Annotated in this window: 19 protein-coding genes, 1 pseudogene and 1 riboswitch; of the genes and pseudogenes, 8 read left to right on the top strand and 12 right to left on the bottom strand. The window is 35.5% G+C overall.

Annotated features, from left to right (window positions below; translation table 11 throughout):
* Complete coding sequence (qoxA, locus tag ACIGHG_RS16245) at positions 1–870, bottom strand: cytochrome aa3 quinol oxidase subunit II (RefSeq protein ID WP_090918936.1); 870 nt, start codon at positions 868–870, stop codon at positions 1–3.
* A gap of 294 nt (positions 871–1164) precedes the next feature.
* Positions 1165–2571 carry an amino acid permease gene (locus ACIGHG_RS16240; RefSeq protein ID WP_396549415.1) on the bottom strand — a complete coding sequence of 469 codons (1407 nt, stop codon included), beginning with the start codon at positions 2569–2571 and terminating at the stop codon, positions 1165–1167.
* Positions 2572–2864: 293 nt separating this feature from the next.
* Here ACIGHG_RS16240 and ACIGHG_RS16235 point away from each other — a divergent pair, with 293 nt between their 5' ends.
* Complete coding sequence (locus ACIGHG_RS16235) at positions 2865–3596, top strand: C39 family peptidase (protein ID WP_396549413.1); 732 nt, start codon at positions 2865–2867, stop codon at positions 3594–3596.
* Between the two features lie 488 nt (positions 3597–4084).
* On the opposite strand, the gene ACIGHG_RS16230 is transcribed toward ACIGHG_RS16235, so the two are convergent.
* Positions 4085–4963 (bottom strand): putative RNA methyltransferase, encoded by an 879-nt coding sequence (locus ACIGHG_RS16230; RefSeq protein ID WP_336473741.1) that lies wholly within the window; start codon positions 4961–4963, stop codon positions 4085–4087.
* Between the two features lie 535 nt (positions 4964–5498).
* Between ACIGHG_RS16230 and ACIGHG_RS16225 the strand changes: the two genes are divergently transcribed.
* The 3 genes from ACIGHG_RS16225 (at position 5499) to ACIGHG_RS16215 (ending at position 10277) form a co-directional block, all read left to right on the top strand.
* On the top strand, positions 5499–6896 hold the full coding sequence (locus tag ACIGHG_RS16225; protein WP_090918930.1) for an amino acid permease: 1398 nt from the start codon (positions 5499–5501) through the stop codon (positions 6894–6896).
* 232 nt (positions 6897–7128) lie between these two features.
* Positions 7129–8715, top strand: a complete 1587-nt coding sequence (locus tag ACIGHG_RS16220; RefSeq protein ID WP_396549410.1) for a DNA-binding protein — start codon at positions 7129–7131, stop codon at positions 8713–8715.
* A gap of 176 nt (positions 8716–8891) precedes the next feature.
* Complete coding sequence (locus ACIGHG_RS16215) at positions 8892–10277, top strand: peptide MFS transporter (RefSeq protein WP_396549408.1); 1386 nt, start codon at positions 8892–8894, stop codon at positions 10275–10277.
* Positions 10278–10457: 180 nt separating this feature from the next.
* Here ACIGHG_RS16215 and ACIGHG_RS16210 read toward each other — a convergent pair whose 3' ends face one another.
* The 5 genes from ACIGHG_RS16210 to ACIGHG_RS16190 all read right to left on the bottom strand — a co-directional run bounded on the left by ACIGHG_RS16210 (position 10458) and on the right by ACIGHG_RS16190 (position 14772).
* The gene (locus tag ACIGHG_RS16210) at positions 10458–11090 is read right to left on the bottom strand and encodes a class A sortase (protein WP_396549406.1); all 633 of its coding nucleotides are present in this window, start codon (positions 11088–11090) and stop codon (positions 10458–10460) included.
* Positions 11091–11214: 124 nt separating this feature from the next.
* Positions 11215–12648, bottom strand: a complete 1434-nt coding sequence (locus ACIGHG_RS16205; RefSeq protein WP_396549405.1) for a YncE family protein — start codon at positions 12646–12648, stop codon at positions 11215–11217.
* A 148-nt stretch (positions 12649–12796) separates the two neighbouring features.
* Positions 12797–13270, bottom strand: coding sequence for a DUF2178 domain-containing protein (locus ACIGHG_RS16200; RefSeq protein ID WP_336473736.1), 474 nt, complete (start codon positions 13268–13270; stop codon positions 12797–12799).
* Positions 13263–13481: a helix-turn-helix transcriptional regulator gene (locus ACIGHG_RS16195; RefSeq protein ID WP_336473735.1), complete on the bottom strand. Its 219-nt coding sequence runs from the start codon at positions 13479–13481 to the stop codon at positions 13263–13265. The genes ACIGHG_RS16200 and ACIGHG_RS16195 overlap by 8 nt, the downstream gene beginning before the upstream one ends.
* A 109-nt stretch (positions 13482–13590) precedes the next feature.
* Complete coding sequence (locus ACIGHG_RS16190) at positions 13591–14772, bottom strand: 3D domain-containing protein (protein ID WP_396549402.1); 1182 nt, start codon at positions 14770–14772, stop codon at positions 13591–13593.
* Positions 14773–15504: 732 nt separating this feature from the next.
* A riboswitch (cyclic di-AMP (ydaO/yuaA leader) is annotated at positions 15505–15646 on the top strand.
* 59 nt (positions 15647–15705) lie between these two features.
* On the opposite strand from ACIGHG_RS16190, the gene ACIGHG_RS16185 reads away from it, so the two are divergent.
* Positions 15706–15999, top strand: a complete 294-nt coding sequence (locus ACIGHG_RS16185) for an antibiotic biosynthesis monooxygenase family protein (protein WP_336473733.1) — start codon at positions 15706–15708, stop codon at positions 15997–15999.
* Positions 16000–16376: 377 nt separating this feature from the next.
* Here ACIGHG_RS16185 and ACIGHG_RS16180 read toward each other — a convergent pair whose 3' ends face one another.
* From ACIGHG_RS16180 to ACIGHG_RS16170, 3 genes are all read right to left on the bottom strand, one after another.
* On the bottom strand, positions 16377–17687 hold the full coding sequence (locus tag ACIGHG_RS16180) for a D-arabinono-1,4-lactone oxidase (protein ID WP_396549400.1): 1311 nt from the start codon (positions 17685–17687) through the stop codon (positions 16377–16379).
* Positions 17675–18847 (bottom strand): amino acid deaminase/aldolase, encoded by a 1173-nt coding sequence (locus tag ACIGHG_RS16175; RefSeq protein WP_336473731.1) that lies wholly within the window; start codon positions 18845–18847, stop codon positions 17675–17677. The genes ACIGHG_RS16180 and ACIGHG_RS16175 overlap by 13 nt, the downstream gene beginning before the upstream one ends.
* 180 nt (positions 18848–19027) lie before the next feature.
* Complete coding sequence (locus ACIGHG_RS16170) at positions 19028–19879, bottom strand: phospholipase C (protein WP_336473730.1); 852 nt, start codon at positions 19877–19879, stop codon at positions 19028–19030.
* A 565-nt stretch (positions 19880–20444) separates the two neighbouring features.
* Between ACIGHG_RS16170 and ACIGHG_RS16165 the strand changes: the two genes are divergently transcribed.
* Together ACIGHG_RS16165 and ACIGHG_RS16160 are read left to right on the top strand one after the other, a co-directional pair.
* Complete coding sequence (locus ACIGHG_RS16165) at positions 20445–20984, top strand: DUF3967 domain-containing protein (protein ID WP_336473729.1); 540 nt, start codon at positions 20445–20447, stop codon at positions 20982–20984.
* Positions 20985–22137: 1153 nt separating this feature from the next.
* Positions 22138–22713: pseudogene (locus ACIGHG_RS16160) on the top strand (CAP domain-containing protein); the annotation flags it as partial.
* Positions 22714–22779: 66 nt separating this feature from the next.
* Here the strand turns inward: ACIGHG_RS16160 and ACIGHG_RS16155 are convergent.
* Positions 22780–22965 (bottom strand): hypothetical protein, encoded by a 186-nt coding sequence (locus ACIGHG_RS16155; RefSeq protein ID WP_396549397.1) that lies wholly within the window; start codon positions 22963–22965, stop codon positions 22780–22782.
* Between the two features lie 308 nt (positions 22966–23273).
* On the opposite strand from ACIGHG_RS16155, the gene ACIGHG_RS16150 reads away from it, so the two are divergent.
* Positions 23274–24428, top strand: coding sequence for an MFS transporter (locus ACIGHG_RS16150; protein WP_336473728.1), 1155 nt, complete (start codon positions 23274–23276; stop codon positions 24426–24428).
* Positions 24429–24797: the final 369 nt, after the last annotated feature.

Genomic DNA, 24797 nt, shown 5'->3' with positions numbered 1-24797 from the left:
TTACTTTTTGTTTTTGTAGTAGTTGTAATCACAATATTCAAGTGATTTTGGATCTACATATTTTAAATGTGTATTAGAGTATGTCATACGCCCTACTACACCTGGTTGAATGATTTCTTTATATTTGTTTTCTGATAACTTAGGAGCACCTTTTGCTTCTTTTACCCACTTGTTGTACTCTTCTTTTGTTTTTGCTTCAAGTTCAAACTCCATGTGAGTAAATCCTTCACCAGAGAAGTTTGCACTACGTCCAGTGTAAGAACCTGGTTTATCAGCTTGTAGGTATAAATCCATAATCATGCCATCCATTGTATACTTCATTCCACCAAGTTCTGGAATCCAGAAAGCATTCATTGGACCAACAGAAGTTAATTTAAATTGAATTGGTACACCTGCTGGTACATTTAAATAGTTAACGGTTTCAATTCCTTCCTCAGGATAACTGAATAACCATTTCCAGTTAGCAGATGTAACGTAAATTTCAACAGGTTTTATATCTTTTGTTTGCTCTGGTGGCTTTTCCGATGCGTACGTTGCTTTTACAGTTGGGATTGACAATGCAATCACGATGATAACAGGGAAAATAGTCCAGATAACTTCTAAAAGAGTATTACCGTGTATATCAGGTGGCTCATAGTCCATATTTTCTGGTTTTTCACGGTAACGAATTAAAATAATTGTGAACAGGACGAATACGACTACAATAATTACTGACATCAGTATGAGTGACCAAATAATTAAATCATACTGCGTTTTTGCAACAGGTCCTTGTGGATTTAATACAGCGATTTTTTCGCATCCACCGAGGAACAAGAGTAATGATAGTGGAAGAAGAGAAGCCAACTTCCAAAATTTTTTTTTCAGTTGCACGATTGAAAATCTCCTTTCTCCTTGGATTGAAACTATGCCAATAAAACAATATAAACCTATTAATTTATAGATGGCAATAGTTTTTGAGATATTGTTAAAAAATAGACACAAATGCACAGTTTTTACGATGAAAAACATTTGTAACTTGCTAATATTGTAAACTATTTTTGAGATCATATTTCGATTTTTAAAATTTTAAGATAAATAAAGTTATACCAAAATATCCAATAAATAGAAAAAAGCTATCTCATAATAGGATAAGATAGCTGAATATTCCATATATTTAGTTTATTTTTACGAGATGTTTTTTTGCTGTTCAAATGTGACAATTTTTTTATATTTTAATCTATAAAAAATATAACAAATAATCATGAATGGAATACCGCAATATAAAGCGATGCGTTGGTCTGGAATAAATGCTAAGCTTATAAATGTAACAAAGTTTAAAGAAAACGCCGCAATAGGAACAAGAGGATAAAGCGGCGTACGGTATTTTAAGTCTCGTATATCCCCGCCGTTCTTAATAAATTCTCTTCTAAAGAAAAATTGAGATGCAGCAATGGACATCCAAACAACGACAGCTGCCATAGCCGCAATCGATGTTAATACTAAAAAGACGGTATCAGCGGCAAATACACTTGTTAAAAGAGAAAGGCCGGCAAAGATTAAGCTAAAAATCAAAGCATTGATCGGTACCCCTTTTTTCGTTAATTTTGTGAAGCGCGGACTTCCCATTCCTTGTTTTGCCATCGCCCAAAGCATACGAGAGTTTGCGTATAAACCAGAATTTGCCACCGATAATACTGCTGTAATAATAACAAAATTCATAATGTCTGCTGCATAAGGGATTCCAGCTGTGTCAAAAACGAGTACGAACGGGCTTTCTACAAGATTTGCTTCTTGCCATGGTAATAATCCTACAACTACAGAAATAGCAAGAACGAAAAAGAAAAGTGTTCGCCAAATTGTATTTTTTATAGCACGTGGTATTGTGATTTCCGGCTGCTTACTTTCGCCTGAAGCAATACCAATTAATTCTGTTCCCTGAAACGCAAAGTTAACGGTAATCATTGTAAGAAGAACAGCTGGAAGTCCGTTTGGAAATAACCCGCCATTTTCTGTGAAGTTATGGAACATTGGTGCGGGCTTACTGTTAAAGTCTAATAAACCAAACATAACAGCACCCCCGAGTAAAATAAAAATAATAATCGTCATTACTTTAACACTCGCAAACCAAAACTCAGCTTCAGCATAAGCACGTGCAGATGAAGCGTTTACAATAAAGAGTATGGCAGCGAATACAACACACCATATCCAAGATGCAACATCCGGAAACCAACGCTTCATTAAAATACTAACAGTCGTTAATTCCACTCCGACAGTCACAGCCCAATTTAACCAATACATCCATCCAACGACAAATCCAAAACCAGGTGAAATAAATTTGCTAGCATAACTTTGAAAAGAACCTGCTTCCGGCATGGCAACTGTTAATTCTCCAAGACAAAGCATCGTTAAATACATAACAAAGCCGCCGACTAAATAGGCAAGAATGGCTCCACCTGGTCCAGCATTGTGAACAGTTTGTCCAGATCCCATAAACAATCCCGTTCCGATAACTCCCCCAAGAGCAATCATGAAGAGGTGTCTGCTTTGCATCGTACGTTTTAATTCATTTGACTGCGTCTCCTTTTGGATCATATACCCCTCACCTCATATTTTAATGTTGTTTAGCGGAAATCATCAGTAAACCGCTAATTAAATTTCTCCTCACCGAAGAAACTTAACCAAGTTAAACATGTTTAAGTTTAACAAAATATCCCAAAGTTGTACATTTATTTTTCTTTTTATTTTAAAAAATTAGAATTTTCAGACCTCCATATTGGAATAACAATCTATAGAATCGTTCTAGTAAACTAACAAAAACAAAGGTACAATGAAGAGAGTATCGTTTTTAAAATGTAGGAAAATAATTATGTAATGGAGTTAGATATATGTTTAAGAGCATCAAATACATCTGTATTTTAGGCATTGTAATTATTGTTTGTGTGGCATGCAATAAAGAGGCTATGGGAGTGAAAAATAAGATCTTTCAAAAAACTCAGGAACTTCGTATAGACTTTTCATTTAAAATGAAAGAGCAAGTGATGATTGAAAATGTTCCATTTATAAAACAACTTCCTGAATTAGAACGTGGTTGTGAAGTGACAAGTTTAGCAATGCTACTGCAATATAACGGAATTCAAGTAGACAAAATGAAGCTTGCGAGTGAAATCGCTCGTGTCCCATTTAAAGCAAACGGTGTGAAAGGAAACCCACATGAAGGGTTTGTTGGAGATATTTACACGAAGTCTGAACCAGGCTATGGTGTATACCATCAGCCAATTTTTCAATTAGCACAAAAATATGTTCCGGATAAAACGATTGATTTATCCGGAAGAGAAATCAAGGATATATATAAAGTACTTAGTGCTGGTTCGCCAGTATGGATTATTGCTAATACAACTTTTCAACCGCTAGATGCGGATAACTTTGAAAGTTGGAATACAAATGCTGGAGAATTAAAGATTACATATTATGAACATAGTGCAGTTATTATTGGTTACGATAAAAACTATGTATATGTAAATGACCCACTAGCAGATAACCCGCGTAAAAGTATTCCACGTACTCAATTTGAAAAAGCGTGGGAACAAATGGGGAAACAAGCAATTACTATTCTTTAAAAATAAAAAGCTATCGATTTCGATGGCTTTTTATTTTTATTAGACAATATATATCAGATCAAAAACCTTCTTTTTTTGGGAAGGCGAGATAAACTGGCCATGCGTAGAAGCGGTCAGGGCCTTTTTCTGCTACTTGCCATGTTTTAAAACAAAAGGAGTAAGCGAGTGCTGGGCATGGGGTATTTTTCGTAGCAGCGATTTTGATGTTGAAACATGAAAATGAATTTATGTATATAGACGTCCCTCTTTCTTTTCGGGATGGCAAGAGCGTCTGGCCATGTGTAGATGTAGGGTGAGAATAAAGTTTGAATAGAACTTTCCCTTCAATCATTATTTAACAACAAATACAAAAACTCCATTTTGAAAAAAGATTGATCAAAATGGAGTTTTTCTTTTTAGTTAAGGATGAGATTTTTATAAAAAAGTTTATTCGTTTTCTACCAGTGTTGATTCGTAATTACGCCCGATTGCAGAATAAAGACATAAAGTTAGTTCTTACCGATTAATATTTCTAAATCAACAGTGATTTGAGCTGAACTCCCTTCCAAGAATGATTTAACTTGTTTTTCTGTGGTCGCCCATAATAAAGGAGTCATTTGAACTAACGATTGCATTGATAGACTATCAAGTGTCACGGTATAACATAATCTTGAACTATCTATCAATTGGAAGTTCTCATTAAATCGTTCAACAGTATCAACATTAGAATAAGATTGTTTTTCAGATCCATCGAATATAATTTCTCTTAATTCTTTTAAGTAGTCACTTCCAGGAACGACTTTAATCACTAAACCATCAGCTTTTAACAATCTATTAAATTCTGCATAATTGGAAGGTGATAAGATATTCAGAATAATATCAAATTGCTTATCTTTAAATGGTGTATTTGCTAGGTCGGCAACAGTCCAAATCTTATTAGTGTAGTTCTTAGCGGCTACCAAAACACCTTCTTTAGAAAGATCAATCCCTACTCCTGTAACTATTTTTTTATAAGCAGAACTAGCGATTTCACAAATGCTAGTTAGGTGAGAACCTTCGCCACATCCCATATCAATTACAGATATTGATTCTTTTTTAACAGCAACATGCTTATTTATGCTTTCAACAATTACCTGACTTAATAGTGCAAAAAAGCCATCCTCTGCAATAATTTTTCTTCGCGCTTCAAAAAGTTCCTTAGTGTATTTAGTTTTTACTAGTTGAGTTGTCAAGTTGATATATCCTTGTTTAGTAAAATCAAATGTATGGTTATTTGAGCAGATTAAACTCTTTAACTCAAAAACCTTCATTGTTGAGTCGCAAATAGGACACTTGAAAATATGTTCAAATTTACTTAAATATTCTGCGCTCTGCATTCTTTTGTTCATTTTATACAAAGAAGCCACCTCATTCATTTTTAGATAAATGAAAAAGGCATAGACAAATAAACCCTCATCATATTTTCAAAAAAATACGAGTCGGATTTTAAAGTAGTCTATACCTGTCACTATCTATATCGAATGAATTGAATAATCATGAAATTAACTCCTTTGTAGATGTATAGGTTTTAACCCATAAAGACACTAACACGATTAAATTTTTATTGCAACTAAATAATTTTAAACGTGTTAGTAGAATAAAAAGAGATACAACCGTATGACTTTATTTCAAATCTACAGAAGCGGTCAGGGCCTTTTTCTGCCGCATGCGAAGTTTCAAACAAAGGGAGAAAGCAAGTACGGGGCATGGTGTATTATGCATAGCCGCGACTTATGTATCGACACATGAAAACAGATTTATATAGTACAGAAAACATTGTCTTTTTTTGTAGCATAACAGATGGAAATGTTTTATAATTTGAAATAGTTAAATAAATTTGTAAGCGGATACAATATGTTTCTTACTAATTAAAGGAGGTTTATTATGCAGCAAACAAACAAAGCAGAAAATTTAAACCGTGGATTAAAACAACGACATATTACCCTTATGTCGCTTGGCTCTGCCATTGGGGTTGGACTCTTTTTAGGATCAGCTTCGGCTATTAAACTCGCAGGACCATCTATTTTATTTGCTTATATCATTGCTGGCCTTGCAATCTTTTTCATTATGCGAGCGCTTGGAGAAATGGCAATTGAGCAACCTGTTGCCGGTTCATTCAGTAAATATGCACATGACTATTTAGGTCCACTAGCAGGGTATATAACGGGCTGGAACTATTGGTTCTTATGGGTTGTAACTTGTATGGCTGAAATTACGGCAGCAGGAATTTATATGCAATATTGGTTCCCAAACACTGAACGCTGGGTGTGGGCGTTAATTGCTCTTGTATTAATGAGCGCATTAAACTTTTTATCTGTTAAGGTGTACGGAGAACTTGAGTTTTGGTTTGCTTTAATTAAAATTGTCACAATTATCTGTATGATCGTAATTGGCACCGGTATTATTTTATTCGGGTTTGGAAACGGCGGCGTAGCGACTGGAATTTCAAACCTTTGGTCACATGGCGGTTGGTTCCCAAATGGATTTTCTGGCCTTCTTCTCTCATTACAGATGGTACTATTTGCTTACTTAGGAGTAGAGTTAATTGGTGTAACAGCTGGAGAAGCAGAAAACCCGAAAAAAACATTATCTAAAGCGATTGATAACGTTTTTTGGCGTATTTTAATCTTCTATGTAGGTGCCTTATTCGTTATGATGGCAATTTATCCATGGAATGAGATTGGTGAAAAAGGAAGTCCATTTGTACTAACGTTTGAACAAATCGGCATTGCGAAAGCAGCAGGAATTATTAACTTTGTTGTCTTAACAGCTGCTCTTTCTTCTTGTAATGGAGGTCTCTTTAGTACAGGTCGTATGTTATTTACATTAGCACAACAAAAACAAGCACCAGAAAAATTTGGTCAATTAAATAAAAATGGAATTCCAAGCAAAGGAATTTTAGCAACAGCTTTCGTATTGTTAATAGGAGTTGCATTAAACTATGTTGTTCCAGCAAAAGTATTTACGTGGCTAACGAGTATTTCCACGTTCGGAGCAATTTGGACTTGGGGTGTCATTTTAGTTGCACAGCTTCGTTTCCGCAAAGGACTATCACAGGAGGCGCAAGGCAAATTAACGTACAAACTGCCATTGTATCCACTTAGCTCTTATGTTACGCTCGCTTTCCTTGCTTTAGTATTAGGTATTATGGCATACTCCGCTGATACACGTATCGCATTAATCGTTGGACCAATTTGGCTTATCGCTTTAGTAGCTGTTTATTATGCAAAAGGATTTCACACAACAGATAAAACATCGAAATCTTCTTCGCAAATTGGGTAAAGCTAATCCCTTCCTCATATGAGGAAGGGATTTTTTCTCCTCTACTGCTATATACAAAAATATTTCTCAACAAAATTCATCTTATTTTTACAAAATTTTATGAATTCCCCCTTTCTTCTTCCGTTATATTTCGGTAAAGTAATATAGAGACACTTTTATCCGTAGGGGCAGCTGATAGTTAGTTGAAAGAATCACACTCTTACTTAATTAAACTTACTTTAGGGGGATTATTATGAAGAAAGAAAAATGGCTGAAGCTCACATTAGCAACCGGAATGACTTTAAGTATGGCCACCATGTTTAGTTCAACGACTTTTGCTGAAAGCGCTTTAGATCCAGCTCCACAAATTGCAGCAAAAATTGTTAACGAAAACGCTGGAAAAAAAGTATTATTTGATAATACACATGGTCAAACAGCAGGAACAGCTGACTGGGTTATTGATGGAGGATTTTCTGATTTTGGAAACGGCATTGCAAACAAGGGGTTCTATGTAAAAGAACTACGTAAGTCAACACCTGTTACATATGATGACTTAAAAAATTACGATGTGTTCATCGTTCCAGAAGCAAACATTCCGTATAAAAAATCAGAACAAGATGCGATGCTGCAATATGTGAAAAATGGCGGAAGTATCTTTTTTATAGCCGATCATTATAATGCAGACCGTAATAAAAACCGCTGGGATTCTTCGGAAGTTTTCAACGGGTATCGCCGCGGGGCATGGGAAAACCCTGCAAAAGGAATGTCTTCTGAAGAAGCATCTTCACAAGCTATGCAAGGTGTAGAAAGTTCTGATTGGCTAGCAAACAACTTTGGCGTACGCTTTCGCTATAATGCAATTGGCGATGTTTCAACAGATAAAATTGTAGCGCCAGATCAATCATTCGGAATTACTACAGGTGTTTCATCTGTTGCTATGCATGCAGGATCTACAATTGCAATTGTAAACCCGAATTTAGCAAAAGGAATTGTCTACTTACCAGAAAGTTTACCTAAATGGAATAACGCTGTAGATAGTGGTGTATATAACGGTGGCGGCATCGCTGAAGGTGCTTACGTTGCGGTGGCAAAAGTTGGTTTAGGAAAAGCAGCCTTTATCGGTGACTCTTCGCCAGTTGAAGATGCAACGCCAAAATATGTTCGTGAAGATACAGGACAGTCTAAAAAAACATATGATGGATATAAAGAAGAAAGCGATGCTACTTTATTAACAAATGTCGTAAAATGGCTTTCTACAAAAGAATCATATACGAGCTTAAAACAAGTAAACGGATTACAACTAGACACACCAACACCATTAAAATCATTTGAACAACCAAGCGCATCAACTGAGCCGCAGCCAGAACCATGGAGCGCTCCTAACCAAGGATATCAATGGTTTAATTCAAGCACATTTAAACCTGGTTCTTACGGCTATAATAACAATAATACTGATAATAATAATAATGATGGAAACGTCTCAACAAGTGATTATAACTTTATTCACCCTAGTATTCTTCCAAACAACGGTGTATTTCAAATAAAAATACAAGCAGCACATTTATTACCAAACACTACTTACAGTAATTATTCTTTAGGTATTTATACAAGTGGTGGTACACAAGTAGCAAAAGTTCAAAATGCAAACGGAATTTGGCCTTCTTCTTACGGTTATAGTAATTCATTTTCCTTTACTACAAATAGCCAAGGTTCCGCTGAAAAAGTCGTGAATGTACAAATTGCCCCTAATACAGTAGGACAAGCTACATTACGCCTTCGTCAAAATACAACTGTAAAAGAAAATAAAACAGTTGTAATTGGAACACCTGCTATTCGATAAAAGGAGCCCCCTTTCGTGATGAAAGGGGCTTTTTTTATGTATCATTCCTCCTTTATCATTATATAAGAATATTTTTTTACAAAAATAGATCTTTATTGACTTCATAAATTTAATAAAGTAAACTATTAATCATATAAAATGATTAACTTTGTTTTTTATGTGAGGAGGAATTATATATGGAAGCTGCGCTACAGTTTGATGAAAAACAACCGCAAAAAAAGAAACATCCTCCAGGTTTGTATTTACTCTTTTTCACAGAAATGTGGGAACGATTTAGCTATTACGGATTACGAGGATTATTAACATTATATTTAACAACAGCCTTAATAAACGGTGGTCTTGGTTTTAGTAAGAGCTGGGCACTTACGATTTACGGCTTTTATACAGGCGCTTGTTATTTCACTCCATTAATTGGCGGATTTCTAACAGATCGCTTTCTTGGTAGACGATTAGCGATTACACTTGGTGGTATAACAATTGCCATTGGTAACTTGACGTTATTTGCACTGCAAAGCCAATTAGGACTATATCTTGGATTGGCGCTTATTATTATCGGGAACGGTTTCTTCAAACCAAACATTTCTACTCTTGTCGGGGAATTATATAAAGAAAATGACCCGCGCCGTGATGGTGCCTTTACAATTTTTTATATGGGAATTAACGTTGGTTCATTCCTTGCTCCACTCGTTTGCGGATATTTATCAGAAGATTTGTTTAAAACAACAGTAGACGGCGTTATGCATTACGGTTTCCGTTATGGATTTTTAGCTGCATCTATTGGGATGATTGTCGGACAAATTTTATTTACAACTTTATCAAATCGTTATCTTGGTGATATTGGTAAAAAACCGACAGCAGCTATACAAACAGGTACAAACAACAAAACAGCTGGCAATACACCATTAACGAAAAAAGAAAAACAACATACAACTGTAATTGTCATTTTAACGTGTTTCGTTGTGTTCTTCTGGGCTGGATTTGAACAAGCTGGTAGTTCTTTAACACTATATACAAATAGTTTTGTCGACCGCTCTATATTCGGTTGGGAAATTCCAACATCTTGGTTCCAATCTGTAAACCCACTATTCATTATTTTATTAGCACCAGCTATTTCAACGCTTTGGACGAAGCTTGCTTCTACAAAACGCGGTGATTTAAAAATCCCAACAAAAATGGGTCTTGGGATGATCTTACTTGGAATTGGATATATGGTTCTTCTTGTCGCTACGTTAAAAACAGGAAGTAACGAACAACAAATTGCCGAAAAAGCAAACCTACTCTTTATTGTCTTTACTTACCTGTTCCATACATTAGGAGAATTATTCTTATCTCCAGTCGGACTATCAATGGTAAGTTCCCTTGCCCCTGTCAAACTCGCATCTTTATTAATGGGCGTTTGGTTATCAAGTACAGGTGTTGCTAATATTTTAGGTGGACAGTTAGCAAACTTTACAACTTCATTAGGTTACTCAGAAGTATTTGCTGTTATTGGAGCTGTCGCTATTTTCCTAGGATGTATCTTACTATTGCTTTCCAAAAAATTAGTAAAGTGGATGGACTAAAAGAGATGAGGGGTTACCCCTCATCTTTTTTCAGCATTTTCTCCTTTTTCTATCACTTACTTATATAACTCTTTATGCTCTTTGTAGTCACTTGATACAAAGCGTTTATAGAAGAAAGAAATCCCACCTTCAACAAAAGTGGAATTTCTTTTTAACTATTTACCCCCACTGATGGAAGTTTCACTTTATTTTTTTCACCTGCACCAAATTTCCGGATACTACATATCGCTTAGAATTATCAAGTACAGACGAACATGTAATCAAGGTTAGTTCATTCTTCCCGTGATCTTCAACAACTTCCCATTTATCCGGCGTGACTTTTGTTACTTGTTGTACCGCATATTCGTATTCATTTTCACTATCATATAAATATACTTTATCATTCTTTTTTAATTCCGAAATATCGCTAAATAACACACCTTTTTTCGACATGTTATGTCCTGCTAATGCATAATTCTCTTTTCCCATCTCTTGTTTTTCTTTTACTGTTGTTGCACCTGATAATAAATTTTTCTCTGTTGAACCATTTAAAATCGGTAGTTCTAATCCAATACTCGGAATAGACATACGCCCAATCACTTGTGTTTTATCTAATGAAGCATTTGCCACGTCTGCTAAATCCGGTTGTTTTATTTTAGAAGCATCAACAAATTTCGTTTCTTGTTTTTTATACTTCATTTTCTTAATAGCTTGTATGTTTTCTTCTTGCATCTTCCCAGCTTTGTAACCATCATAAAATGGTTTTGCAATTAAAACGCCACCTACAATAAATAAAAGAAGTGCCAGTATACTATAAATCTTTTTCTTATTCATGCTTCAATTCCTTTCCTTCACAAAGTTCCTCTTATATAAAATGATAAAGTAAGAATGCTAGATATACAAGTGACATGTACAAGACAAAGGAAATGGCACTCCTTATTAAGAAGTGCCATGATTATCATTTTTGCAAACAATAAAAGCTCAATGTTCCATCTGCTTCATCTGCACTTACAAATATATTACGGTTGCTAATCTTATGAATCCCTTCTGGTGCTTTTCCTCCTGAAGGAACAAGACCAATATAAACAGGGAACATCGGGATCGTTATATCAAAAAAGAATACTGCATTTGCTCTTTCAGCAGCAACAGCCATAATCGGACTTTCTTGTATGATTCCTGTTGCAACATTTTCCACTTCACTGCCTCGGCTATTACTGCGACTATCTAAATATAAACCTTTAGCTGCCACTTTTTCATCAATAAGATTCATACTATCATATATAAGCGAACCATTTTGACTCCATACAGATATATTGCGTCCACCTGATTTCACACCATCTTTAAATTCATTTTTCCCTAGGTCTCCTTCATTAGCAGTAATTACAAAACGCCCTGATTGATCCCACGTTATACCATCTGGTTCTGGTCTTGCAATCAGTTCATCTTGAAAAGAAACAACACCATCATTTTGCAAATCTGCTTTATGCTTTGTTGTTCCAAGGCCAAATATCGTTTCAATGTTTTGTCCTTGCAAATTAACAATAGCAACTGCATTGTTTTCCTGTAATGTGACAGCAGCTTTTTCTCCATTTGGACTAATCGCCACATATTCTGGCTGCGGATCATGCTTGTACACTGTTCCATTTCCAATCTGACTTATATCAATTGATAGCTCATGGTGAATTCCTTTCAATACATCTCCATTAGGGAACGTGATGATAGAAATTGTACCCGGTCGCTTTGTTTTTTTCATATTGACTTCGTTTCCGTCATTTGGATCTCCTTCTTCATCCTCATTACAAACAACAAGCTTTGTCCCATCTTTTGATAAAGCAATAGAATCTGGCCCTATACCCACCTCGTATATTTTCACAATATTTTTGGATGATAACTCTATAACTGCTATCTTTCCTCTATGCGCATTATACAAGTTATCCCCGGTACGAAAAGCAACAAATGCATACTTACCATCTGGTGTAACTGTTGTACTCGTCACCTCTGCTTCGGAATGAATTCCTTTCAAACTCACCGTCCCTTTCAATTGAATGTCTTGTAAATTTTCAATTGAAAGGATGCTAATTTGTCCTAAGTCTGCTTCTGTTACAACTAACGTCTTACCATCTGGTGAAGATGCCGCGATTTCTGCTTTTTTGCTTGGCATTGGAAAAATAGCCGTTCTTTCTATTTTTGTATTCTTATGCTTATTACTAATAAATTTATTTACCATTTCCTCTATTTGCCCACGAAATGCTGGGTTTGAAATACTCCCTTTTGGTAAACTTTCTATTTTATTGGCAAATTGTTTCGTTTCTTGATTTACTTCTGCGTTTACATTACTGCCTGTCCATAAGACACTCGCTATAATTCCCCCAGATAGCAAAACCTTCTTCATTCTCTAATCCCCCCACTTTCAATACTTCTTCTATTGTAAAAAGGATTTGTAAACTCTCTCTATAGCATTTCATTAAGCTTTTGTAAAAATGCGGAAAAATTTTTCGGGTTTTAAATATAAAAAAAAGATGTGCTCTTTGGCACACCTTTTACACAACCTTGTTACGATATAAAGAAATATGAAATATTGTTGTTTGGATTAGTAAAATGATAAATATTACATACAGTGGATATTCCGGAATGTTTCGATTAAATAGTGGATAAGCAACTAACGTGGCAGCTGCGATAGGTAGAATACACCATAATGAAAGAAGGGTAGTTCGACACGCTTTCGCCGTCAATATTTCTTCCCTCTCATCTTCACTTGGAAATAATAACGGAAATGTCCAAAATGATAATTTCTTATATTTCTTTTTTTGCACCTTGTAACCAATGAATATCCCTACCCCTACAATCAATAGCAATGTAATTGGCAGCATATTCATCGTAACAGTCCACGTTTGCTTTTCAGTACTGATGATGTTTGCAAGTTCCGTAATGACATGAAAATTCTCAACGAACCCCCAACCCGCTATAACAAGTATACCTATATTTATTAGATAAGAAAGACCAATTCTATTCATTTTCTCCCTCCTCCTTTTGCAGTACAAATACATCTTCCATCTGCAAGCCAAATACATCACAAATCATAAGCGCTAATAATAATGATGGTACATAATCCCCCTTTTCAATAGCAGCGATCGTTTGTCTCGTTACCCCCACCTTTTCAGCCAATACACTTTGCGAAAAATGAAAGCGGGCTCGTAGTTCTTTTACTCGATTATAAATGGTCAATTTTACCACCCCTCACCATTATTGTATGCTAAACTTTACAAAATGTAAACCCAATTTAACATTTAATAATAAAAAAATCTACTTTGCTTTTGCAAAGTAGATTTTTACTTTAATCTAAAATAATAACACGAACTTGTTTTCTACCCCAAGCGCTAGAAGCCCCTTTATCTGGTACGAAGACATCAATACGGTATCCTTTGATAGCTCCACCAGTATCAGCAGCAATAGCTTCTCCATAGTTTTGAACCCACACGCGTGAGCCCAATGGAATAACCCTTGGATCAACGGCAATTAACTTCATGTTTGGGTTTGCAGTTAAATCATAGTGCCCCCAAGCAGAATATACATGCTCACCTGGCTGTTTCCCATTTTCACTTGGATCATTTGTGTAAGCCGTAGCTTCTACAAAAATTTCACGACCGCCTTTAGTTGGTTTTTCTGGAGTTTTTTCATCTCCTTTTGGTGCTTGTGAAACCTGTGGAGCTTGTGAGGCTTGTGAGTCTTTCAAAGCTTTTTCACGCTCTGCAGCTGCTTGTTGTTCACGAGCAATTGTATCTTGTACGCTCTTCATATCTGCTTCAATCTTTGCTTTTTCTTGCGCAGCAAGTGTCAGCTGACTAGAAATTTGATTATACTTTGCTTGTACAGATTGTAGATTATCTTGACGTTTCTTTAAGTTGTCTTGTAAATCAGCTTGTACTTTTGCTAATTTTTGTTTATCGCCTTCTAAAGATCTTTCTTTTTCATCAATTACCTTTTTATCAGCTTCAATTTGACGAAGATCTTGTTCTTGTAAACGAAGAATCTCTTTATCTGCATCCATAATTGTAGAAACTGCAGTCATACGTTGCAGAAGCTCTGCAATGTTTTTTGAATCTACAATTACTTCTACTACTAAATTTATATTTGAGTTATCTTGAACAGAGACCATACGTTTTTTCATAATATCTTTACGCATAAGTACTTTTTCTTCTAAACTAATAATCTCTTTCATCTTTTGCTCAATTTGTTTATGCGTTTCATCGATTTTACGCTGAATTGCATCTTGCTCTTCTTTATTTTTTGCAATTGTATTATTTAAGTCTGATAATTCCTTTTGAATGCCCTCAATGTCTTTCATTACAGCTTGCTTTTCTTTTTCTTTTTGCTGAATGTCATTATTATTATTTTGCAATTGCTGCTGCATGTTGTTTAATTTCTCGTCGTTTGACTCAGCTTTTACAGCAACTGTACTAGTGAAACAAATAACTCCAGCTAATACAAAACTACTGATACGCTTAAAATAGTTCATAATCCGACTCCCTTCTTCTACATTTATACATGATTTATTTTACAGTTTGTTTACAAACTCATTAAATACAGTTTATTTTTTATAACAAAATATAACGAATCATAGAAAAACTGTAATAAACTTATTTTAATATCTTTATTTTTCCATATATAAACATTTAAAAATAACACTACAGCCCAATATAAAGCGAAAAATTTCTCAATGAGAAGCCTCCTTATTCTTCATTGAACAAATCGAACTCTTCTGAGCAGATTTCTACTTATTCCTTCATTACTCACAAGTAACGAGATAAAATGAGATTTTAAAAATCTCACTACCTATTATGAAAAGAAACAGAAAATCATAGAAGCTTGGAGAGAAGACTATATAAATCCATTTTAATTTTTCAACATCTTTGTCTGGCTCTGCCTCCTAGGCTCCGCTTTTCTTTATAAGTCGCTGCTATGCAAAATACAACATGACCGCTACTTGCTTGCTCCCTTTGTTTTAAACCTCGCATGTGGCAGGAAAAAGGCCCTGACCGCTTCTATGCACGGTCAGATGCTCTCGTCCTCGCCTAAAAAGAAAGGGGGGTTATGTCGGTTTTTCAATTTGCATTTATATATGTTTACAGATTACAAAATCAAATACAGGAATTAGAACATCAAAATGTGATCACTTCATTTTTTTGTAAGAAATTGTCGTCTCCTTTGCATTTACTCTAATTTTTCTGAATAGTATTATATTTTATATAAATACTTTTTGCTAAATCCATACGGAGCGGAGGAACTATTATTGTAAGCAGTAGCTTACTAGGGGTGAATCTTTTACAGTAGGGTACCCTTCAATCCCCGAGCCCGACAGCTAGCTTCGTAAGCATAACTAGAGAGATTGCCTATGTTATGACTGAAGAAAATCAATGCTAATCTACTACTAAAAAAAGAGGGATTCATTATGTTCATTGTGACAAATACGCTTTATATAAAAATAGATTGCGAAAACGAAGTACTAAAAGCATTAAAACAATATTATCCATCTCCTAATATGCTAGGTTTTATTAATATAGAAATCTCCTATACAAAACATGTTAGAGATACTACAGAATTCTTTATTCGCACATTATGGAAAACGCAAGAGGACTACCGAGAATGGCTAACTTATCAAAAGAAATCTACTACAATTACATGGCAGCAGCAAATTCAACCATATATCATTTCTTCCAAGTCTAACGCAGTTCAACTACATTAGAATTCTACTAAAAAAGAGTATGGAAGCAATATAGCTTCCATACTCTTCAAAATTAACACACTTTCTTTTCTTGACAGTATAAGTGAATAACATGTTCATTCTTCCGAAACACATCATGTGTTATATTTTACCGCCCGCTCCTCCCGACAACTATAGCTCTTGTGTAAGGAGCCATTCATCATAAAAAACATTCTCATTATACTTCCGCATAAAGGAAGTTCTACTTTATCCCGCATTAACGGACAGTAAGATCCCCACCTCAAGATTCAGAGAGAAGCAAAGAAGATAGGTGGGGGATAACTGCCCGTAAAAGCCCGATTGGTTCAACTAACCGTCAGCGGGGGATGAAGAAAACCCCCACTGACGGAAGTTTCACTTTATTCCATATTTAACGAAAATATTTTTGCTAAATATGGATTTAAAAACATTGCTGTTGGATCTACTGTTTGTCTCACCTCTAAAAAATGATGCAATTTTGGATATACTTGCTGCAACGAATCATATGTCATTGTATGCATTTTTCCCCAATGCGGACGTCCTTCATACTTTTGAAAAATACGTTCTACTGCTTGAAAATAAGGTGTGTACTGCATCCCTCTGTACATATGAACCGCAATATAAGCAGAATCTCTTCCATATGACGGACTAAGCCAAATATCATCTCCTTTTGCATAGCGACATTCAATAGGAAAATGTACTTGAAAATTTTTTTCGTAAATGAGATTATAAATTTCTTCTACTGCTTCTTTCATATATTCTGCTGGAATACTATATTCCATCTCATAAAAACGGACGTTGCGAGCAGTTGCAAACACCTTATAACTTGGACCTACAATTTTGGTATTTGGTACTCCCTTAGCCGATAATTGACTAACACTTTTACTTATAGAAGGAAAAAGGCGACAACTCTCTGATAACAATGAAAAAGCCATATTTTCTATTAAAGCTGTTTTGAGTTTATGCCACTTTAGTTCTCCTCCTACTTCCTCCGTTACGTTTGTAATTTTCACTTGAACATCGTCAGAATATGGAAAGATAAAAAACTCAAAATGACGATTCTTCTTATATTCTTCCAATTTACTCATAACAGTAGCAAATGATTCTTTTTTACTTTCATAAGCAAGTGAATATGCTGGAATGACTTTTAGTTTGACTTTTACAATAATCCCTAGCATGCCAAGTGACAATTGAAACCCCTTCCAATATTGTGGATATTCTTTTTCAGAACACGTGATCACTTCTCCTGATGCAAGAACCGCCGTTACTTCCACAACTTGTGTTGCTAAATTTCCAAGTGAAATTCCTGTTCCATGCGTGCCTGTACTAATTGCCCCAGCAATAGACTGCGCATCAATATCCCCTAAATTCTCTTGTGCATATCCGTTCTCTTGCAATATTTCACCTAACTGATATAGCTTTGTACCTGCCCATACTTCTACAATTAATGTTTGTGAATCAATCCCGCTAATCCCTTGTAATTCATCCAAAGAAATTAAAATCTCTTCAGTTTGAACAAGTGATGTAAAAGAATGCCCTGAACCAACCACACGAATACGCTTTCCAACTTCTTTTGCAAAATTTACAGCCTGGGCCACTTCTTGAATACTTTTCGGATACATCGTATACTGCGGCATTCCTTGCACATTCCCTGTCCAATTTCGCCACTTCTGGCCCCTTATAGAAAGCATTGCCCGTCCCCCCGATATGTTCGATATTCTCCTACTACTTCACCATCAGAAATACGATGTAAAGAAGAAAATCTTTCACATAACTCCCCTGCTTTACTATGCCGAAACACAATCCCCTCCCCAATTCTTAATTGTTCTGTTCCTTCATAGTAAACAGGTGTTTGCACTTCACCTGCTCCTTCTAACGGAAGTAACTTTGCTCCACTTGGCATATACGGCTGTGGTTGCTTCTCCTTTCCAGTCATTCCCGATGCAATATATCCTCCACCTAAACATGTATAAACACGAGGTTCTGGCTGGCGGACAATTGGTAATACAAATCCAACTGCTGGCTCAAATGCAATATCTTTGTAATAATCAAAAAGTAGCGGAGAATAAAAAGCAGACCCAACCGTAATTTCTGTAACAGACTCATCCTGAACGGTTGTCTTTATACTGCCTGTTCCCCCGCCATTTACAAAACGTAATGAAATTCCTTTTTGCCCTAATGCTTGTACAATTAACTCTCGTCTTTTTGCAACTTCTCTTACTGATCGTCTTTTTAAATAAGAAACTACTTTGTTGTGTAAGCTTTGTTTTGGTACATTATCTCCTACACCTGCTATCTGTGCTTCATAACCCATAACACCATCTATTTTGAAACAAGATGATTGTAAAACTCTATCAGCTACTTGTAATACTTGTTCTGCGGTACGCAAAGGAGACCGTTTTACTCCAAAATGAAAACCAAGAAAACGACTGCTCATATCAATATCAAAACAAATGCGAAACTTTCCTTCTACTTGCAATGCAATATGCTCCAAATACAGAATGTGCTCTTCGCAATCTACCATACAAGTAATCTTGTATCCTTGTTTTGTAAGTATACTTATTTTTTGCAGAGCCTCTTCATCCCATGCCGGATATCCAAGCAATAAATCATCAAACCCCTGTTCAATTAAAAACAGGACTTCCGCTGGTGAGTAGCACATAATTCCTTGAAAACAAGAATGTGATTGTAAAATTTTCTTCATCACTGAAACAGAGCGCAATGATTTGCTCGCAATCCGAACACGTTTTCCTTTATGAAGCTGAATAATAGATTGAATATTTCTCTCTAATGCATCTTCATTAAGAAAGGCACATGGCATTGAAAGTCCTTGAAACGTTCTACGATCCACATCTCTCCCTCCCCTTCTATATATTTCTTATATATATATTGGAAGGAACATGGAATTTTCCTCTTCAAAAGAAAAAAAGTTCCTTCTCATCGAAGAAACTTTTTTTCTTATTTCATAGAAATTGTGGCTTGTACTGGATAATGATTGGGATACATATATGTTTTAAACAAAAATTCGTCATTAACGATTTACGTACGTATCAAACCATAAGTGAATATAACCAGCTGTAACGCGCTGTGCTTCCGTTAAGCGTTTCCCTGTCATTGGTGTCACTTCTGCCCGCCATTTATTTGCATATTCTTGAGATGTAGCTGCTTTTACAAACCCATTTTTTGTTGAATCATTCACAATACCTGGATAATCTTGTTTAGCTGCTGCCGCCGCTCCGTGAATCCACTCTTCTGGGTTTGTTCCCTTCCAATTCCAATATCCGTTACCATCTGCAACTTTATAGTTATCTTTAATTGTATCAACAAAATTTTCATACTTGGAGTGGAAACCCATTGGATAAGAAAGATTCGTAAAGTTTGCTGCGTGCATTGGCTGATTTACATCTCCTAAATAATGAAGAGATAATCCTAAATAGAAGAATGCTTGTTTCATATCTTTGTTTTGGTACGCTTCACCAGCAAGTTTAAAATATTTCGATCCCGTTTCTTTTGCCTGTTTTGCAAGAGGGATATATGTTTTCTGTGTATCTGGATCATAAAAGTGAGAAGCAAATGTACTATTATCATAATAAGGATTCTCATAATCAGCTGAATAAATCCCGTTTTCTAAGTCTTCACGCCACTCATTTAATAAAGCAGTTTCATTTGGTTTTACAATTGTTGTATTACGAGACATAATATCAATTGCACGATTTACAATCCATAAATGAGAATTAACACCTTCTTTATGTCTATCCTCAGCAGACCATCTTAAAATTGGTGCCTGATGCCCACCACAATCATTTGTGTGTGCAAACGCTATACTTTGAACTGGAGCAGCCAAAGTAACCATAGCAGCTAATGCCAATACTTTCTTTTTCATAAAAAAACCTCCCATTTTATATGTAGTCCTAACATAAAATAAAATTCTCTAGTGATATTTGATTAACCTACGATAAGAATATCTTATTTTCCAATCACTTTCTATCATTAAAGTGAAATATGTAAATGTTCATACCCTATTTTTGGGATTCATATTATAGAGGGTGCTGAAAAAACCATAAATATTCAATCATACATGCATAAAAAAATCCGTCTTTTTGGAAGAATGATAGTAGGCTAAACTATCTCCAGAAAGCACAGATTTACTCGTACGATAACTACATTTGAAGAAACTCAATCCCTTTTACACATATTATTTGCTTACGTGGGCAATTTAAACCTCGCATGTGGCAGGAAAAGGACCTGACCGCTTCTCTATACACGGCTAGATGCTCTCGTCCTCCCCTAAAAAGAAAGGGGTTTTTATGTCGGGTTTTTATGTCATTTTTTTAACTTGTATATATATAGTTTTGTAACACCCTCATTCGTTTATTACTAACGTTATGAATAAATGATATAATCTATTTTTATCTTATGTAATAAATTCATTGAAAAGGTGAGAAGGCATGGAGAAATGGTTTACACTTCGAGAAATTGCTCGAAATACATCTATACCTATTCAAACGGTAAAGCGCTATGTAGAGGATTATCAGTCATATTTAAATATGCGTAACGAAGAAGGAGTTTATATATTTCATGAAACATGTGTTTCTACACTACAAGAGGTTAGACAATGCTATAAAGAAGGAAAGAATAAAGAAGAAATTAAAGAGATTTTGAACAAAGTTTGTAACAATTCCACAGCAATGGTAGTCAAGGGGAGTACATGTAATGAGGTCCCTCTATTATTAGAACTACATAAACATTTGGAAAAAGAAAATAATGTTCATCAAAATCTTATGAAAATGGTTCAGGAGCAAAGTAAAGAGATAAGTAAGCTACATCAAAAATTAAATGAGCATTTAGAACAAAAAGAGCGTATCGCAATAGAAGAAAGAGATCGTACATTAACACAGTTACTTAGAGAGATGCAAAATGTAAAAAGAGAACTAGCAAAATCAAAAAAGAAACCTTGGTGGAAAGTTTTCTTTTTTGAAAAGAACTGAAATTACATTTATATACATGCTTATCTCGCTATTCACGGATAGTAAGACCTTCACTGATTAAAGTTTCACTTTATTTTTAGTAGAATCATGTATGTTTCCTTTCTTTTTGAAAATGCTAGACTTTTTTTGACGATTTTATTAAGGTAAATATTGTGCACAAAAAGGAAAGCTCAAATTTGAGCGTTGGGAGTAGTTTATGACAGAAAATAAACAACAAAAACGCTTAATACTCTTGCTAACTGTTGTGCTGGTTGCAGTATTCCTATGCGTTAGTTGTCAAAGTAAGAAAACAAGTTTGAAAAAGTCTCATGATGATGTAGCGGATGTACATGAGGATAAAGATTCGGAAAAATCCAGTCAGAGCGATTCTTCTAAAGCAAATGTTAAAAATAATGTTTCTACCGAAGTACAGAAGGAAGCTACTTTCGTTAAGTTAGGACAAAACGACAACGATCAAACTTCAAACAGCATGAATAATTTAATACAGCCAGTACAAGTTAGTAAGGCACAGGAAAAAGAAAAGCTAGAAGCAGCTAGACAGCAAGCTGAAGCAGCTAAACAGCAGGCAGATGAAGCTAGACAGCAGGCAGAAGCAGCTAAACAGCAAGCAGATGAAGCTAGACAGCAGGCAGAAGCAGCTAAACAGCAAGAGGATGAAGCTAGACAGCAGGCAGAAGCAGCTAAACAGCAAGAGGATGAAGCTAGACAACAGGCAGAAGCAGCTAAACAGCAAGCAGATGAAGCTAGACAGCAGGCAGAAGCAGCTAAACAGCAAGAAGAAGCTAGAAAGCAAGAAGAAGCTAGAAAGCAGGAAGAAGCTAGAAAGCAAGAAGAAGCTAGAAAGCAAGAAGAAGCTAGAAAGCAAGAAGAAGCTAGAAAGCAAGCTGAAGCTAAAAAGCAAGCTGAAGCTAGACAGCAAGCTGAAGCTAGACAGCAAGCTGAAGCTAGACAGCAAGAAGAAGCTAGACAGCAAGCTGAAGCTAGAAAGCAAGAAGAAGCTAGAAAGCAAGAAGAAGCTGGAAAGCAAGAAGGAGCTGGAAAGCAAGAAGGAGCTGGAAAGCAAGAAGAAGCTAGACAGCAAGAAGAAGCTAGACAGCAGGAAGAAGCTAGAAAGCAAGCTGAAGCTAGAAAGCAGGAAGAAGCTAGAAAGCAAGAAGAAGCTAGAAAGCAGGAAGAAGCTAGAAAGCAAGCTGAAGCTAGACAGCAGGAAGAAGCTAGAAAGCAAGCTGAAGCTAGACAGCAGGAAGAAGCTAGACAGCAGGAAGAAGCTAGAAAGCAAGAAGAAGCTAGAAAGCAAGAAGAAGCTAGAAAGCAAGAAGAAGCTAAAAAGCAAGAGAATAAAGGTCATGTACTAAATGCGTTTGAAAAACGTGTTGCGGAGCTAGTTAATGTAGAACGAGCGAAAGCGGGCTTATCTCCATTACAGATAGATACAGAGCTTAGTAAAGTAGCACGTATAAAATCAGAGGATATGTTGAAAAATAATTATTTTGATCATAATAGTCCGGTTTATCATTCACCATTTGACATGATGAAACGTTTTGGTATTTCTTATTCCGCAGCAGGTGAAAATATTGCTAAAGGGCAACAAACACCAGAAGAAGTTATGAACGCTTGGATGCACAGTCCAGGGCACCGTGCGAATATTTTAAATGGTAATTTTACTTATATAGGTGTTGGTTACGTGGAACAGGATAATATTTGGACGCAACAATTTATCAAAAAATAAATAAAAATTGTTGATAAACTCGAGTTTTTAGCAAAAAACTTTTTTGGACTTGCAAGTGATGGGATTTTAATTATGAAACGAATTCAACCGTTTGATAAATGTATTCCATAAAGAGTTCAATAAAAAGTTTTGAACGACAGAAGTCATTTTTACGAATGACTTCTGTTTTTTTATTGTAAGCGTCAAATATTCTCCACCTACAATTTGTAAATAGCCCATAAGATAATCTTCTTGCATACGATATAAATACAAATTAAAAAATCGACATAAAAAAACTCTTTCTTTTTAGGCGGGCGAGAGCATCTGGCCATGCAAGGTTTAAAACAAAAGGAGAAAGCAAGTAGCGGTCATGTTGTATTCTCCATAACAGCGACTTAGATGGCAAAAAATTAAAATAGATTGATATAAATAGAATGAAGACATGCAAAACTCTATTTTTCACTACCTTCTAATATCTTTCATCTCCTATAACCCCATACGCAAATTTCCAAACATACCAATCAATTTCATTGCGGAGAAAATTAGCATTATGTCATAATAGCACAAGAGAGGTGAAAGAGTTGAAATACTTTATTTATTTTATTGTTATCATCGCATTTTTCGATACATTTTCACAATTACCAATTATGAGTACATACGCACAAAATCTCGGGGGAACTCCTCTTATTATCGGTCTTGTCGTTGGAATGTACTCGTTCGCTAATATGATTGGCAATATTATTGCAGGTGCATCTGTTGATAAATATGGTGCAAAAAAAGTTCTTTATATTAGCATGGGTATTACAAGTCTCATAGTTTTGTTATATACCATTGTTCAAAGCGGAGAACAACTTATTATCGTTCGTTTTCTGCACGGATTTAGTGATGGTTTCTTAATACCAGCTGCCTTCACTTTCTTATCAAAACAAACAAACTCAACAAAACAAGGGAAAGCAATGGCTTTATCTGGTGCAGCCGTTGGAACAGCAGCTATCATCGGTCCTGCATTCAGTGGGATTATGAAAGCAAAAGCTGGTATACACTGGGTCTTCATTACAATTTCTATCTTAATGATACTTGGTACAATGATCTCACTTTTCTTGCTGCCAAATAACATAACAAGAACAAAGTCATCACGGATACAAATGATGAACAAAGAAGAACTGCTTGAATTATTAAAGTTCGAACCACTATTACAAGCATATATCGGTGCTTTCACCTTAATGTTTTCACAAGGAATTGTCACATATATGTTACCTGTAAAAATAGAAGCCTTAGGACTAAAAACGTCTACAACAGGAATGATGCTTAGTGTCTTTGGAATCACTGCAATCCTCTTCTTTTTACTACCTACAAATCGTATATACGATTTCTTTAACCGTCAAAAAATGATGGTTATCGGTATTGCAATCATGGCATTGGCACTATCATTGCTTGGTATATTTACAACAAAGAGCATGCTTTTTGTTGTAATGATGATTTACGGAATTGGATTTGCCATTCTCTTTCCTTCTATTAATGCCTTACTTGTTGAAAATACAACAGAAGACAATCGCGGAAAAGCATTTGGATTATTCTATGCATTCTTCTCATTAGGCGTTGTTGCCGGTTCTTTTACAATTGGAGCAATCGGCGCCTCACCGAGCGTAAGCTTTGTAATCGGAACAGCTTTCTTACTTACTTTTGCTTCAACAATTTATGTACGAGGAAGATTTAAAAAAGCAATGATGGAATAATCCCCATCGCTATCAAGCTAACAAAACAAAATACCCCCTAAAATGAAAAAATACGCTATTCTTTCTGTAAACTCATAGGAAAGAATGGCGTTTTTGTATGTCTATTTCTGTATGGGGTAGCACCACATCGCCATCAAGCTAATATTTTAGAGTATCCCAAAAACGAAAATTTGATCTCTTCATAGTTGACCATGAAAATTCAGTTCATTTTTTTCGTTTTTGGGAACAATGAATGTCTTAAGTTGATGAGCATATGATACTCCCCCTATAGAAAAATTGGGTAGATCAGGCAAGATGTTAATGATATTTTATTGATGTAGTTACCAATGTATATGCCATACATAGTAAGAATAAAAAGATAAATATATC

The sequence above is a fragment of the Bacillus sp. NPDC077411 genome (assembly GCF_044543425.1).
GTDB lineage: Bacteria > Bacillota > Bacilli > Bacillales > Bacillaceae_G > Bacillus_A > Bacillus_A bruguierae.
The sequence above is the reverse complement of the archived record's forward strand: the minus strand, read 5'-3'. Positions and strand labels throughout refer to the sequence as shown.

Coding starts and splice junctions, on each gene's coding strand:
- ACIGHG_RS16165 (WP_336473729.1), top strand. CDS start 20,445: ATGGAGAAATGGTTTACACTTCGAGAAATTGCTCGAAATACATCTATA.
- ACIGHG_RS16200 (WP_336473736.1), bottom strand. CDS start 13,270: ATGAATAGAATTGGTCTTTCTTATCTAATAAATATAGGTATACTTGTT.
- ACIGHG_RS16220 (WP_396549410.1), top strand. CDS start 7,129: ATGAAGAAAGAAAAATGGCTGAAGCTCACATTAGCAACCGGAATGACT.
- ACIGHG_RS16240 (WP_396549415.1), bottom strand. CDS start 2,571: ATGATCCAAAAGGAGACGCAGTCAAATGAATTAAAACGTACGATGCAA.
- ACIGHG_RS16205 (WP_396549405.1), bottom strand. CDS start 12,648: ATGAAGAAGGTTTTGCTATCTGGGGGAATTATAGCGAGTGTCTTATGG.
- ACIGHG_RS16170 (WP_336473730.1), bottom strand. CDS start 19,879: ATGAAAAAGAAAGTATTGGCATTAGCTGCTATGGTTACTTTGGCTGCT.
- ACIGHG_RS16225 (WP_090918930.1), top strand. CDS start 5,499: ATGCAGCAAACAAACAAAGCAGAAAATTTAAACCGTGGATTAAAACAA.
- ACIGHG_RS16185 (WP_336473733.1), top strand. CDS start 15,706: ATGTTCATTGTGACAAATACGCTTTATATAAAAATAGATTGCGAAAAC.
- ACIGHG_RS16230 (WP_336473741.1), bottom strand. CDS start 4,963: ATGAACAAAAGAATGCAGAGCGCAGAATATTTAAGTAAATTTGAACAT.
- ACIGHG_RS16210 (WP_396549406.1), bottom strand. CDS start 11,090: ATGAATAAGAAAAAGATTTATAGTATACTGGCACTTCTTTTATTTATT.
- ACIGHG_RS16180 (WP_396549400.1), bottom strand. CDS start 17,687: ATGCTTTCTATAAGGGGCCAGAAGTGGCGAAATTGGACAGGGAATGTG.
- ACIGHG_RS16190 (WP_396549402.1), bottom strand. CDS start 14,772: ATGAACTATTTTAAGCGTATCAGTAGTTTTGTATTAGCTGGAGTTATT.
- ACIGHG_RS16235 (WP_396549413.1), top strand. CDS start 2,865: ATGTTTAAGAGCATCAAATACATCTGTATTTTAGGCATTGTAATTATT.
- ACIGHG_RS16215 (WP_396549408.1), top strand. CDS start 8,892: ATGGAAGCTGCGCTACAGTTTGATGAAAAACAACCGCAAAAAAAGAAA.